Genomic DNA, 13688 nt, shown 5'->3' on the forward strand with positions numbered 1-13688 from the left:
CATACACGTCGGTGTGATGAAAGCCGGCATCGGCGTAATCGCGCTGGCGACAGTGGAACAACACAGCCACAGCTTCAAGCCGCTGCGCGATCGCCGCCGACTCGGCACGCGCCGCCGAACCCATCGCATCGATAAGCTCCCGCGGCTCGACACCCTCGAACATACCTTCGATTATGGCAGGCAGCACTGACACGATGACGCACCAAAAAGCGTGCGCGAAGGGGTGATTCACCGCAGCGGCGCACACCACCGCAGCCGGGTGCCACCGGAGGGCACCGGGTCGACGGTGAATATGCCGTCGGCCTCGACCGCCCGCTGCTGCAGATTGTTCAACCCGCTTCCGGTGATGTCCGCGGGGATACCCCGGCCGTTGTCGACGACCTCGATGCACAGCTGGTCCGAGGCGGTGACGCTGACGTCGAGCGTGGTGGCCGCGGCGTGGCGGACCGCGTTGCTGACGGCTTCGCGGAGAACGGCTTCGGCGTGGTCGGCAAGCACCCCGTCGACCACGGACAGCGGTCCTTTGTACTGCACCGTGGTGTGCAACGTGGGGGTGGTGAACTGGGCGACGGCCTCGTCGAGCCGTTGCCGCAACCGGGTGCTGCCGCCCTGACCGCCATGCAGATCGAAGATCGCGGTGCGGATCTCCTGGATCACCTGCTGCAGGTCGTCGACGCACTCGGTGAGTCGTTCCTGGACGTCGGCGGCGCGGGCCCGCGGAATCGTGCCCTGCAGCGCCAGTCCGACGGCGAACAAGCGCTGGATCACGTGATCGTGCAGATCGCGGGCAATGCGGTCGCGGTCGCTGAGCACGTCGAGTTCGCGCAACTGCCGCTGCGTGCTGGCCAGTTGCCAGGCCAGAGCCGCCTGGTCGACGAACGCCGCCATCATGTCGAGATCGTCGCCGTTGAACGGCGGCGCCGGCTGGGGCCGCACCGCCACCAACACGCCGGCGACCGTCTCGGCTGTCCGCAGCGGCAGCACCAGCGCGGGTCCGGGCCCCGAGTGCTGAAAGTCCAGCTCGTCGAAGCGGCGCGGCGTCCCGGTCGCGAAGACGTCCCCGACCGGGCTGTCCGCGATGGGGATCGCGGTCGAGGTGCTCACCGGGCTGTCACCGGCGGTCGCCGCCACCACCAGCTCGTCGACCGGGCCTTCCAGGTCATCGAGGTCGGGACGCACCGCGACCCAGGTGGTCTGCGCTCCGCTGAGGTGCCGCGATTCGTCGGCGACCAGCCGGAAGACCTTCGCGGGATCGACGCCGGAGAGCATCTCGGTGGCGATGTCGCGGGTGGCCTCGATCCAGGACTGCCGGATCTTGGAGTGTTCGTAGAGCCGGGCGTTCTCGATGGCGATGCCCGCCGCGGCCGCCAGCGCCTGGACCAGGACCTCGTCGTCCTCGCTGAACGGCTGCCCGCCCGCTTTCTCCGTCAGGTAGAGATTGCCGAACACCTCGTTGCGGATACGCACTGGTACGCCCAGAAACGTCCGCATCGGTGGATGGTGTTCGGGGAACCCGACCGAGGCCGAATGCTTCGAGATGCTGTCGAGCCTGATCGGCTTCGGATCGTCGATCAGCACACCCAGCACGCCGCGTCCCTCGGGGAGGTGCCCGATCTTCTCCCTGGTGGCCTCGTCGATGCCCTGGTAGATGAACTCGACCAGCTCGTGGTCGTGTCCGCGCACCCCGAGCGCGCCGTAGCGGGCGTCGACCAGGTCGATCGCGGTTCGTACGATTGTGCGCAATGTTTCGTCGAGTTCCAGCCCCGACGTCACCACCAGCATGGCGTCCAGCAGCCCGTCGAGCCTGTCGCGCCCTTCGACGATCTGCTCGACACGGTCCTGCACTTCGTTGAGAAGTTCGCGAAGCCTAAGCTGAGACAGCGTGTCGCGGAGCGGACGCGCGCCGGTTTCGGCGGCCGGCTTGCCCTTGCGGGTCACGCCACCATGGTGCCATCCGTGCGGACGAAACGTGCAACATCGGTCCGAATCCCCGTGTCAGGCATCCGAATGTGATAGTTGCGCCCGGAAATACCGCTCGGCGTCGTCGCGGTGGAACACCGAGGTGCCCGGGGTCTGCAGCTTCGCCGTGGCCGCCGCCATCCCGAACCGCACCGCCCGCTCCAGCGGCCAACGGCGGGCGAGGCCGACGGTGATGCCGGCGACCATGGCGTCGCCCGCGCCCACACCACTGACCGACGTGACCGGCAGCGCCGGAAACCGTTCGCCATCAGTGGATGTGACCAGCAGCGCGCCCTGCGAACCCAACGACACCACCACCGCTTTCGTCACGCCGCGGTCGATGAGTTCGCGGGCGGCGGCGACTTGCTCCGGTTCCGTTGCCAGCGGTCTGCCGACACACTCGCGGAGCTCACGGACGCTGGGCTTGAGCAGGTGGACTCCGGACGTGACATGGCTCAGCCCGCTCCCGGACGTGTCCAGAATCAGCAAAACGCCTGTAGCCGTGCAGACGTCGGCGACCCGCCGGTAAAAATCGGGCGGCACCCCCGGTGGCAGGCTGCCGCTGGCGACGACGATCTGCGCGGACCTCGCGGAGCGCCGAAGCGCCTCGAGGCACCGCGCCTGTTCACCTGCACTCAGGACGGGCCCGGGGAGAATGAAGCGGTACTGCTTGCCGCTGACCCGCTCGTTGACGGTAAAGCTCTCCCGCGTCGCACCGTCGATGAGCACCGGGTCCTCCGGTACGCCGGAGGCGTGCACCAGATCGATGACCCGCGCACCGGTGGAGCCACCGGCGGTGAACACCGCCGACACCGACGCACCGAGTGCGTGGGCGAAGCGGGCCACGTTGACCCCGCCGCCGCCCGCGTCGTATCTCTCTGCGCGGCAACGGATCTTCTCGGTCGGAACGACTTCGTCGGCCTCGGCGGTGACATCGAGCGCGGTGTTCATCGTCAACGTGACGATCGCCGAGCCGCTCATAGACCGGTGGGGTAGGTCTCGGGAGTCTCGCCGGCCACCCAGACGCTGGTGACCTCCAGCGGCTCCAGCGCGGTGGTCTTGTCGATGTGGATGATCCCGTCGTACTGTTCGCCGGGCCGGACGTGATAGTAGTGGCTCTGCCGCTCGGTGGCGGGCAGGTAGATCACCCCGATGGCGCGCCCGAGCCGGACGTCGTCCAACGGTTCGGCGGCGGCGCGGCTGATCAGGGGCGACACCAGGTACTCGGGACGGTCGACCTCGTGGAACAGCTCTTCCACACTGCCGTTCAGCGCCGGGCGGACCACCTTGCGCTCGGCGACCCCACCCCACTCGCTCGCCGCTGTGACGGTGCCAGCGTAGGTGGTGAAGCCGATCAGGCGGGCCTGTTCGCCGAGGCTCTCGCGTGCCAGCTGCCCGAGAGTCAGCTGGCCGTCGGCACCGACCTCGGTGGCCCGGGCATCGCCGACGTGAGAGTTGTGCGCCCACACCACGAGCCGCGCCGGTTCGGTACCGCCGCGCTGTTCCAGATGCCGGTCCAGGTGGCGGAGCAGCGCCTCCAGTATCGTGGCCATGTGCCGGTCGCGAAGATTCCATGACGTGACCCGGCCACCGAACATCCTCCGGTAGTACATCTCCGCGTCACGGACCGTCTGCGCGTTCTGCTGGGCGTAGAAGAGTTCGTCCTCGGCGAGCATCCCGTCGCGGCGCGCATACTCCAGGGCGTTGCGGTGCAGTTCGACGAGCTGTTCGACCGCTTGGCGTTCGCAGGACAGACCGGCACCGAACGCGGCGGCAAAACCGTAGGCCTGACCGTCGTCGGCCGAAGTGTAGTCGAAGCAGGAGTAGTGCTCGCGTGCCCGCTGCGCCGCAGCAGGATCGACGTTGTCCAGGAAGTGGACGACCTCGCGCATGGACCGGTGCAGGCTGTAGAGGTCCAGTCCGTAGAAGCCCGCCTCCCGGTTGCCGTGCGCGCGGCGCTCGGCATTGCTTGCCCGCAGCCATCCGACGAAATCCCGCACCACGGTGTTGCGCCACATCCACGCCGGGAAACACTCGAAGCCGCTCAACGCCTCTTCGGCCGAGCCGTCACCGCCTTGCCCGCGCACATAGCGGTTCACCCGGTAGGCGTCGGGCCAGTCGGCCTCGGCGGCCACCGCGCAGAAACCCTTCTCCTCGATCAACCACTTGGTGATCTCGGCGCGGGCGTCGTAGAACTCGCTTGTGCCGTGGGAACTCTCGCCGATCAGCACGACGCGCGCGTCACCGATCAGTTCGTCGAGCGCCTCCCGCGGCGGCACACCCGCGGGGGCGTTCACGGCGCAGCGGCCGAGGATCTCCGCGGGAGACTCGGCCAGCCGGATCCGCGCCGTGCCCGTCCCGACGGTCGGGTCTGGAGAAGTTCGCGCACTTCGTCGTCACTGACCTGCCGGAAGTCCCAGAACGACTCCCCCACTGCGAGAAACGGCGTCGGCATTGAGGCGCACACCACGTCGTCGACGAGGCCGGTGAACTCGCGGCACGTGGATTCCGGGGCTGCCGGCACCGCGATGACGATCTCGGCCGGGTCCATCTCGCGCAGCGCCTGCACAGCGGCCAACATGCTCGCCCCGGTCGCGAGCCCGTCGTCGACGAGAATCACCGTCTTACCGGCTAATTCGAGCGGCGGCCGTCCGCCGCGGTAGGCCGCCTCACGACGGAGCAGTTCCCGGCCCTCCCGCTCGGCCACGTCCCGCAGCTGCTGGGGCGACACCCGCAACGCGCGCACCACGTCGTCGTTGACAACCACCCTGCCGCCGCTGGCGAGCGCGCCCATCGCGAACTCGTCGTGGCCGGGCGCGCCGAGCTTGCGCACAATGAACGCATCCAGCGGTGCGCCCAGTGCCGCGGCCACTACCCAAGCCACCGGGATGCCGCCCCGGGCCAACCCGAGGACCACGATGTTTCTCTCGGCCGCGGTATCCGCCGAGCAGACCGGCCAACACCTGCCCCGCTTCGCGGCGATCGCGGAACACTCGTCTGGGCCCGCCGCTCACGGCGCGTCGTGCAATCGTCATGAAGGGACGCTACCCACCGTCCCGGTCCCGAATCTGTGGCACAAAGTCACTTCTTTGGTCAACCATCGGCACCGGAGGCCGTCCAGGGGCACCATGGCTGGCATGGAGGTCGCGGTGATCGAGTCCGCGGGGCTGCAGCAGCTGGTTTCCGCGCTCAAAGACATGGGATTCCGGGTGGTGGGTCCGACCGTGTCCGGCAGTGCGATCGTGCTCGCCGAGATCGACAGCGCCGACGAGCTGCCGGCCGGGTGGGGGGTCGACGTCGCTCCGGGACACTACCGGCTGCGCCGCCGGGACGACGACGCGGTGTTCAACCATTCGGCCGGTCCGCAATCGTGGAAACAGTTCCTGCATCCGCCCCGGCAGAAGATCTGGAGTTCCGGGCCGGGCGGCGCCGACAGCGAGGACCCGCCGGTGCGCTACGCGTTCCTCGGGGTCCGTGGCTGCGACCTCGCCGCGATCGCCGTGCTCAACAGAGTGCTGGGCAGGAGCACCCATCCGGATCAGAGTTTCGCCGAGCGCCTCGGACGCGCGTTCGTCGTCGCGGTCAATTGCACCGAACCGGGAGGTCTGTGCTTCTGCGCCTCGATGGGCACCGGCCCCGGCGCCGGTCCCGGCTACGATCTGGCCCTGACCGAACAGACCGGACAGGACGGCCGCCGCTACCTGGTCGACGTGGCCAGCGAAGCCGGCGCCGACGTGCTGCGCCGGGTGTCGCACCGCGATCCGCACAGTTCCGAAATCGACTGCGCGCGCGACAGTGTCGCCAAGGCGGCACACCACATGGGCCGCCAGATGCCGGCCGGTGACCTGCGCAACCTGCTCGCGGACTCCCGCGAGTCACCGCACTGGGACGAGGTCGCGTCCCGCTGCCTGACGTGTGGCAACTGCACCATGGTCTGCCCGACCTGCTTCTGCACCAGCACCGAAGACGTCACCGACCTCACCGGCACGCATGCCCAACGGTGGCTGACGTGGGCGTCGTGTTTCGAGTTCGACTTCACGTTCGTCCACGAGGGCAGCGTGCGGCAGTCCGGGTCGTCGCGGTACCGGCACTGGCTGACCCACAAACTGGGCACGTGGCACGATCAGTTCGGCACCTCGGGCTGCGTGGGCTGCGGACGCTGTATCGCGTGGTGCCCCACCGGGATCGACATCACCGAAGAGATGACGACCTTGTCGGAACTGGCGGATCCGGGCGATGACTGAGACCGGCCGCACCGCCATGACGCCGGTCCCCTACCGCGTGGTCAGCCGTGTCGTCGAGAACCGCGATTCTGCGACCTTGCGTCTAACGCCGGTCGACGCCGCGCTGCCCCCGCCCGCGCCCGGCGAGTTCATGATGATGTACGCGTTCGGGATCGGCGAGATCGCGATCTCGGTGAGCGGCCTGCCGGATCCGCCGGATCAGACCGTCGCCCACACCGTGCGGGCCGTAGGCGCGGTCAGCCGGGCCCTCCACGATGCCGAACCGAATTCGCTGATCGGCCTGCGCGGACCCTTCGGCACCAGCTGGGCGCTGGCCGGCGCCACCGGCCGCGACCTCGTGATCGTCGCGGGCGGAGTCGGATTGGCGCCGCTGCGGCCGGTGGTGTGCGTCGCGCTGGCCGAACGGCACCGGTTCGGCCGGGTGACGTTGATAGCCGGGGCGCGGACCCGCGAGGACTTCCTGTTCGCCGACGAGCTCGACGGCTGGAGCCGGCAAGGGGTCATTGACGTGCACGTCACCGTCGATGTGCCGGTGCAGGGCTGGCAGGGCGAGACCGGCAACGTCTGCGAGCCGCTGCGCAGGCTGCCGCTGCACCCAGACACCACGACGGCATTCCTGTGCGGGCCGGAGATGATGATGCGCGGCGCAGCCGCCGAGCTGCTGCGAAAAGGACTGGCGCCGAACGCTATCGAACTCTCAGTCGAACGCAACATGCAGTGCGGCGTCGGCTGGTGCGGGCACTGCCAGCTGGGCCCGCTGCTGTTGTGCCGCGACGGTCCGGTCGTCGGCTACGACGTCGTCGGGCCGTTGCTGCAGGTCGAGGAGCTGTAGATGAGTGTCCCCAGGCTCGCGGTGTGGAAGTTCGCCTCGTGTGACGGCTGCCAGCTGACGCTGCTCGACTGCGAAGACGAGCTGCTGACCCTCGCCGGGCAGGTAGAGATCGCCACGTTCCTGGAGGCGTCCAGCGCGATCGCCGCCGGCCCCTATGACGTCTCTCTGGTCGAGGGATCGATCACCACCGCGGCCGACGCGCGGCGGATCGCCGAGATCCGGGCCCAATCGCAGATCCTGGTGACGATCGGCGCGTGCGCGACCGCGGGCGGGATCCAGGCGCTGCGCAACTTCGCCGACGTCGACGAGTTCACCTCGCTCGTGTACGCGCAACCCGAGTACATCGACACCCTGGCGACCTCGACGCCCGCCTCGGCGCATGTCACGGTCGACTACCAGCTCCAGGGGTGCCCGATCGACCGCGGACAACTGCTCGACACCCTCGCGGCGCTGCTGGTCGGCAGGAAACCCCGGCTGCCCGCCAAGACGGTGTGCACCGAGTGCAAGAACCGCGGTGTCACCTGCGTCGTGGTCGCCGACGGCACCCCGTGCCTGGGCCCGGTCACACACGCGGGTTGCGGCGCGCTGTGCCCGTCGCTGTCCCGAGGGTGTTACGGCTGCTTCGGCCCGGCCGCTACGCCGAACACCGCGGCGCTGATCCCGGTGCTGCGCCGCGACGGGATGTCGGGCCCCGACGTCGAGCGGGTGTTCAGCACGTTCAACGTCACCCGCTTCGCCGGCCAACGCAACGACACCGCACGCACCGACACCGAGCGCAACGAGCCGTGAGCGCCGGGAACAACGGAAGCCGCACCCTACGCGTCGGGGCACTGACCCGGGTCGAGGGTGAGGGTGCGCTGAACGTCACGCTGACCGGCGGTGTGGTCGACACCGTGGAACTCAACATCTACGAACCGCCGCGGTTCTTCGAGGCGTTCCTGCGCGGCCGCTCCTACACCGAGACGCCCGACCTCACCGCCAGGGTGTGCGGCATCTGCCCGGTGGCGTACCAGGTCAGCGCGTGCAACGCCATCGAGGACGCCTGCGTTGTGACCGTCGACCCCGAGCTGGTGGCGTTGCGCCGGCTGCTGTACTGCGGCGAGTGGATCCACAGCCACGCCCTGCACATCTTCCTGTTGCATCTGCCCGACTTCCTGGGCTACCCCGACATCGTCGCGATGGCCCGGGACCACACCGAGCTCGTCGAGCGCGGGCTGGCGCTGAAGAAGGCCGGCAACCGGCTGATGGAGCAGCTCGGCGGCCGCGCCATCCATCCGGTCAACGTGCGGTTGGGCGGCTTCTACTCCGTGCCGTCCCGTGCACAACTGCGGCCGCTGGCCGAGCTGCTGCGCCGCGCCCTCGACGACGCGCTGCACACCGCGCACTACGTCGCGCGGCTCGATTATCCGGACGCCGAGTTCGACCACGAGTTCCTGGCGTTGACCGCCACCGACCGCTACCCGATCGAGAACGGGACAGTCGCACGCAGCTCCGGACCGTCGTTCGACGTCCGCGAATTCGGCGACCACGTCGTCGAATCGCAGGTGCCGCATTCCACGGCGCTGCACGCGACCCTGGACGGCGCCCGCTACCTGACCGGCCCGTTGGCGCGGTACTCCCTGAACTCGGCACGCCTGTCCCCGCTGGCAGCCCAGACCGCGGCGGACGCCGGTCTCGTCGCGACCTGCCGTAACCCGTTCCGCAGCATCGTCGTTCGCGCGGTGGAGGTGGTGTACGCGCTCGACGAGGCACTGCGCATCATCGACAGCTACCAACCGCCTCCGCGTCCGCACGTTGACGTGCCGGCCCGCGCCGGGGTCGGGCACGGCGCGAGCGAGGCGCCGCGCGGACTGCTCTACCACCGCTACGAGATCGGCGACGACGGCCTGATCCGCGCGGCCACGATGGTGCCCCCGACGGCACAGAACCAGGCCGCGCTCGAACACGAGATGGGCGTGCTGGTGGGCGCCAACCTCGACCTCGACGACCTCGCGCTGACCTCGCTGTGCGAGAAGGCGATCCGCAACCATGACCCGTGCATCTCCTGCGCCGCGCACTTTCTCACGCTGACGGTCGAACGCCGTTGAACGCGTTGGTGATCGGAGTGGGCAACCCGTTCCGTCGCGACGACGGCATCGGCCCGGTCGTCGCCGCCGAGGTTGGCAAGCTGTCACTCGGCGGGGTGCGGGTCATGGTCGCCGCCGATGATCCCGCCGAGATGATCGATGCGTGGGACGGGACCGAGCTGACTGTGGTGGTCGACGCGGCCGCCTGCGACGACGCCATCCCCGGCCGGATCCGGCGCTGGACGCCCGGCGACGGCCGCACGGGCGCTCCTGTGAGCTCCCACGCACTCGGCCTGCCCGCGGCCTATGCGCTCGGGCAGGTTCTGGGCCATGCGCCGCGGCGGCTGGTGGTGCTCGCCGTCGACGCGGCCGAGGTGGCATTCGGTGACGGGCTGAGCTCCGCGCTCACAGCGGCGGTGCCGACGGTGGTTGCCGCGGTGGTGTCCGAACTTCGGGACGGGCAGCCTTGCGCCGGGATCGTGTCAGGGACCGCCAGCACCCGGGTCAGCCCGGTCATCAAGTGAATTCCACCGTGCCACCGGCGACGAGATTCTGTGACTGGCCCCGGCATTCGACCAGTACCGGCGAGGCGTCACTGGGTTCTGCACTGAGCGTCGAGGACCGCCCCGACACCGTCAACCTGAGCCGGTGCCCGCGGTAGCGGAACGTATAGGCCAGCCTGCCCAGCGGCTCGGGCCACAGCGGGCCGACCACGATCCGGTCACGGCGCAGCTCCAGCCCGGTGAAGCACCGCTGCAACAGGTCGATGCTGCCCGCCATGGCCGCCAGATGGATGCCCTCGGGAGTGGTGCCGCGCTGGATGTCGACCACGTCGGAGGCCATCACCTGACGGAAGTAGTGCATGGCCTGGCGACGGTTGCCGCGGGCGAGCACCCAGGAGTGCACCACCGCGCTCAAGGTGGACCCGTGTGAGGTGCGCTGCCGGTAGTAGTCGATGGTGGCCGGGATCTGATCGGGCACGAAGTTGTAGCCGAGGCGGTCGAACAACTCGTACAGCTCGTCGGCGGACAGCAGGTAGAACAGCATCAACGTGTCGGCCTGCTTGCCCGCCTGGTAGTTGTTGACGCTGTCGCCCTCGGCTTCGAGAATGCGGTCCAGCCGCTGCAGGTTGTCGTAGCGGCTCCGGTACGCCTCCCAATCCAGTTCGCGCAGCTGCTCGTAACCCTCGAACTGGCTGATGACGCCATCGTGGAACGGCACGAACATCCGCCGGCTGACGTCCTCCCACTGCGCGAGGTCCTCGTCACCGACCCCGACCGTCTCCAGAAGCGCCAGCCGGTAGGACAGCGGCAACCGCTCGAGGGCCTCCAGGGTCCGCATGATCACCCACACCGCCATCAGGTTGGTGTAGGCGTTGTTGTCGATTCCGTCGTACTCCCGGCCCGGATAACCGGAGTGGAACTCGTCCGGGCCGATCACCCCGCGGATCACATACCGGTCCCGCTGTGGGTCCAGGCTCGCGGCGCTGACCCAGAACTTGGTGATCTCGACCAGCATCTCGGCGCCGTAGTCGATGAGGAACCCGATGTCTCCGGTGACCTGATAGTGCTGCCAGACGTTGAAAGCGATGGCCAGGCCCACGTGGTGGGCGCGGGCGCTGGCGTCGAGGTTCCACCGACCCGACCGCGGATTCAGATGCAGCCGTTGACTTTCCTCGCGGCCATCGCTGCCCGACTGCCACGGAAACATCGCCCCCGCGAACCCCGCCTCGAACGCAGCCCGTCGGGCCTCGGATAACCGCCGGTAGCGGTACAGCAGAAGCGAGCGGGTGACCTTCGGCAACCGCATGTTCATCACCGGGAAGACGAACAGCTCGTCCCAGAACACGTGGCCCCGGTAGGCCTCGCCGTGCAGTCCCCGCGCCGGCACGCCGACGTCGAGATCGGCGGTGTGCGGGGACAGCGTCTGGAGCAGGTGCAGCTGGTGCAGGCGCACGAGGCGCAACAGATCGGGGTCGTGTCCCATGTCGACGTTGAACCGCTCCCAGAGGTGGGCCCACGCCAGCCGGTGCCGTTCCTCCAGTTCGTCGAAGCCGGGGGTGGCGGCCACTTCACGCTCGGCCGCGGTGACCGGCCCGGAGATGCCATGGTCGCGGCTGGTGTACACCGCGACCACCTTCTCCAGTGTGACGGCACGACCGCCGGTGACCTCGACGGCGATGTCGTGGCCGATCCGGGTGTCGTCCCGGATGATCGCGCGGGCGACCGACGCGGGTTCCCCTCCGGTCAGGCGGTTGCGTGCCGCGACCGCGACCTGGATCTGCGACTCACCGGTCTGCGCCTCCAACAGCACGGCGTCATCGGACAATTCGCGCAGACCGTCGACCGCCAGGTGCCGCGAGGACAGGTCCCGGTACCGCTCCACTCCGAGGTTCTCCACCCCTCCGTCGATCACCGAACGGAATTCCAGTCTCCCGGACCAGTTCTCGGCATGGACGGTGGTCCGCATCGCCGCCACGTGCGGCCGGTGCATCGCCACCAGCCGGCGCTGCCGGACATCGGTGATCCGCCCTTGCCCGTCCCGCATCACGAACTCTCGGGTCAGGGTGGCGCGGCGCAGGTCCAGCGTGCAGACGTAGGAGGTGAGTTCGACCGCGTCGATGTCGAACCACTCCCCGCCGTCGATGCGGAACGTCACCGGCAGCCAGTTGGGCAGATTCACCATGCTCTCGTTGTCGACGGTGGTGCCCGAGATCTCGTCGGTGAGACGGTTGTAGATCCCCGCCGCGTAGGTGCCCGGGTAGTGGGACCGCCCGGCACCGCACTCGGGCGCGGCGCCCCTGGCCGCCAGGTAGCCGTTGCCGAGCGTGCACAGCGCCTCCCGGAGCCGCTCGTCGTCGGGCAGATAGCCGCCGAACGTGAGCATCCACGGATCGTTGGTGATGTCCTGTTCGACGGCGAGCTGATCGGATAGCCGGGTGAGAAAGCGGCAGACGGCTTCTGGCCCGTCAAGGGCGAACCGCGCCGCGGACCGGCGGTCCCCCGATTCCGCGTTGCGGACCACCACGCCGATCCCCCGCAGGCGCACCGCGTCGAAGCCGTCCTCGTCGGTGAGATCGTCACCGATGTACACGGGCAGTAGCAGTTCGTCGCCGTCGATGCGGTCGAGGATCCACTCGACCGCCTTGCCCTTGTTCCAGCCGGTATCCGGTTGCAGCTCGATGACTTTGCGCCCGCCGCCGGCGTGCAGGCCGTGACGCTGACCGATGATCCGCACCGCCGCGACGACGTCGTCGACCGAACCGGGGTCGACGTTGCGATAGTGCACGGCGATCGAGAACCGCTTGTCCTCGATCAACACGCCGTCGACCCCGCCGACCCGCCCGCGCAGCTCGGCCAGGGCACCGGCGAGCACGCGCACGGCTTCCAGACCTGCTTCGTTGTCGTGACGCACCCCGTCCGAGGAGCAGAGTTCGAACCCGTGACTGCCGGCGTACCAGATGCCGGGCACCCCGATCCGGTCCCGGATGTCGGCCAGGCTGCGGCCGCTGATCACCGCGACAGGGCAGCGTGCCGTGAGCGCTTCGAGCATCGCCCGGGCCCCCGGAATCAGCGTCGCCCCGGCCGGATCCCCGACGATGTCTGACAGCGTGCCGTCGAAATCGAGCAGCACGGCGGGAGTTCGCGTCTCGGCCAGTGGCACGATCTCGCTGTAGGACAGCAGCGCGTCGGACAGTTCGGAGATGTGCCGATAGTTGTCGCGCACGGTGACCGCGACCAGATCGGGTATCACGACGTCCGCACCACAGCGGCGCAGGTCCTCGGCGCGGTCGGCCCGGTCCACCCCGATGATCAACGCAAAGCCGCCTTCACGCGCGGCGGTGATTCCCGCGAGCCCGTCGTCGACGACGACGCAGCGCCCCGGATGGACCCCGAGCCGCTTGGCGGTCTCCCGCAGCATCGCCAGATCGGGTTCACCGGGCAAGCCCAGCTCGTCGGCCACGACGCCGTCCACCCGCACGGGGAACAGGTCAGAAACACCTGCAGCATCCAGCAATTCGGCGCAGTCACGGCTGGTCGAGAACACCGCCACGGCGATATCGGCCGCCAACAGCCGGCGCACCAGGTCCACGGTCGAGGCGAACACCGGCACCCCGTCGGCCAGCATGTCGGCGAACAGCTGCTGGCGGCGGTGAACCAGACCCCAGACGCTGGCCTCGTCCAGTCCCTCCGGCGCGCCGTCCGGGACGGCGATCCCGCGGCTCTCCAGGAATCCCTTCACCGCATCGAAAGGCTTTCTGCCGGAGATGAAGTCGCAGAAATCCCGGTCCGTCGCGGCGGACAGATCCTCGCCCGGCGCGGCGGACCGCCGGCTGAGGAAGTCGTCGAATGTGGCCTTCCACGCGGCGGCGTGCAGCGCCGCGGTGTCGGTCACCACCCCGTCCATGTCGAAGAGCACCGCGTCGTGATGGCGCGGATCGATGAACACCGGCAGCCCCATCTCCTCATGCCAGCGCGCCGGAGCCCGTCCCGGAAGGGGACGAAGTCCTTTTCCGCGGTTGAGTGTCCCAGAGAGGACCTAAGCCCCTACCAACTAAGGACTTTCGGCCCGGACGAAAGCGACCTC

8 protein-coding genes and 1 pseudogene are annotated in these 13688 nt (G+C 69.0%); 5 read left to right on the top strand and 4 right to left on the bottom strand.

Annotated features, from left to right (window positions below):
* Positions 1 to 228: 228 nt before the first annotated feature.
* The 3 genes and pseudogenes from ACTWP6_RS14685 to ACTWP6_RS14695 form a co-directional block, all read right to left on the bottom strand.
* Positions 229 to 1938: a GAF domain-containing protein gene (locus ACTWP6_RS14685; RefSeq protein ID WP_443188061.1), complete on the bottom strand. Its 1710-nt coding sequence runs from the start codon at positions 1936 to 1938 to the stop codon at positions 229 to 231.
* Positions 1939 to 1995: 57 nt separating this feature from the next.
* Positions 1996 to 2940: a 1-phosphofructokinase family hexose kinase gene (locus ACTWP6_RS14690; RefSeq protein WP_443188062.1), complete on the bottom strand. Its 945-nt coding sequence runs from the start codon at positions 2938 to 2940 to the stop codon at positions 1996 to 1998.
* Positions 2937 to 4994, bottom strand: a pseudogene (locus ACTWP6_RS14695) (erythromycin esterase family protein). Before ACTWP6_RS14695 ends, ACTWP6_RS14690 begins: the two are co-directional and overlap by 4 nt.
* Before the next feature lie 102 nt (positions 4995 to 5096).
* On the opposite strand from ACTWP6_RS14695, the gene ACTWP6_RS14700 reads away from it, so the two are divergent.
* From ACTWP6_RS14700 to ACTWP6_RS14720, 5 genes are read left to right on the top strand one after another with little or no spacing between them, the layout of a single operon-like run.
* Positions 5097 to 6203 carry a 4Fe-4S dicluster domain-containing protein gene (locus ACTWP6_RS14700; RefSeq protein WP_443188063.1) on the top strand — a complete coding sequence of 369 codons (1107 nt, stop codon included), beginning with the start codon at positions 5097 to 5099 and terminating at the stop codon, positions 6201 to 6203.
* On the top strand, positions 6196 to 7035 hold the full coding sequence (locus tag ACTWP6_RS14705; protein ID WP_443188064.1) for an FAD/NAD(P)-binding protein: 840 nt from the start codon (positions 6196 to 6198) through the stop codon (positions 7033 to 7035). Before ACTWP6_RS14700 ends, ACTWP6_RS14705 begins: the two co-directional genes overlap by 8 nt.
* Complete coding sequence (locus ACTWP6_RS14710) at positions 7036 to 7824, top strand: oxidoreductase (protein WP_260757372.1); 789 nt, start codon at positions 7036 to 7038, stop codon at positions 7822 to 7824.
* Positions 7821 to 9122, top strand: a complete 1302-nt coding sequence (locus ACTWP6_RS14715; protein WP_443188065.1) for a Ni/Fe hydrogenase subunit alpha — start codon at positions 7821 to 7823, stop codon at positions 9120 to 9122. The genes ACTWP6_RS14710 and ACTWP6_RS14715 overlap by 4 nt, the downstream gene beginning before the upstream one ends.
* Complete coding sequence (locus tag ACTWP6_RS14720) at positions 9119 to 9625, top strand: hydrogenase maturation protease (RefSeq protein ID WP_443188066.1); 507 nt, start codon at positions 9119 to 9121, stop codon at positions 9623 to 9625. The genes ACTWP6_RS14715 and ACTWP6_RS14720 overlap by 4 nt, the downstream gene beginning before the upstream one ends.
* On the opposite strand, the gene otsB is transcribed toward ACTWP6_RS14720, so the two are convergent.
* Positions 9618 to 13562: a trehalose-phosphatase gene (gene otsB / locus ACTWP6_RS14725; protein ID WP_443188067.1), complete on the bottom strand. Its 3945-nt coding sequence runs from the start codon at positions 13560 to 13562 to the stop codon at positions 9618 to 9620. The two genes, ACTWP6_RS14720 and otsB, sit on opposite strands and share 8 nt — an antisense overlap.
* Between the last annotated feature and the right edge of the window lie 126 nt (positions 13563 to 13688).

The organism is Mycobacterium sp. 4D054 (genome assembly GCF_052245755.1).
Taxonomy (GTDB): domain Bacteria; phylum Actinomycetota; class Actinomycetes; order Mycobacteriales; family Mycobacteriaceae; genus Mycobacterium.

Coding starts and splice junctions, on each gene's coding strand:
- ACTWP6_RS14705 (WP_443188064.1), top strand. CDS start 6,196: ATGACTGAGACCGGCCGCACCGCCATGACGCCGGTCCCCTACCGCGTG.
- otsB (WP_443188067.1), bottom strand. CDS start 13,562: ATGGGGCTGCCGGTGTTCATCGATCCGCGCCATCACGACGCGGTGCTC.
- ACTWP6_RS14700 (WP_443188063.1), top strand. CDS start 5,097: ATGGAGGTCGCGGTGATCGAGTCCGCGGGGCTGCAGCAGCTGGTTTCC.
- ACTWP6_RS14710 (WP_260757372.1), top strand. CDS start 7,036: ATGAGTGTCCCCAGGCTCGCGGTGTGGAAGTTCGCCTCGTGTGACGGC.
- ACTWP6_RS14690 (WP_443188062.1), bottom strand. CDS start 2,940: ATGAGCGGCTCGGCGATCGTCACGTTGACGATGAACACCGCGCTCGAT.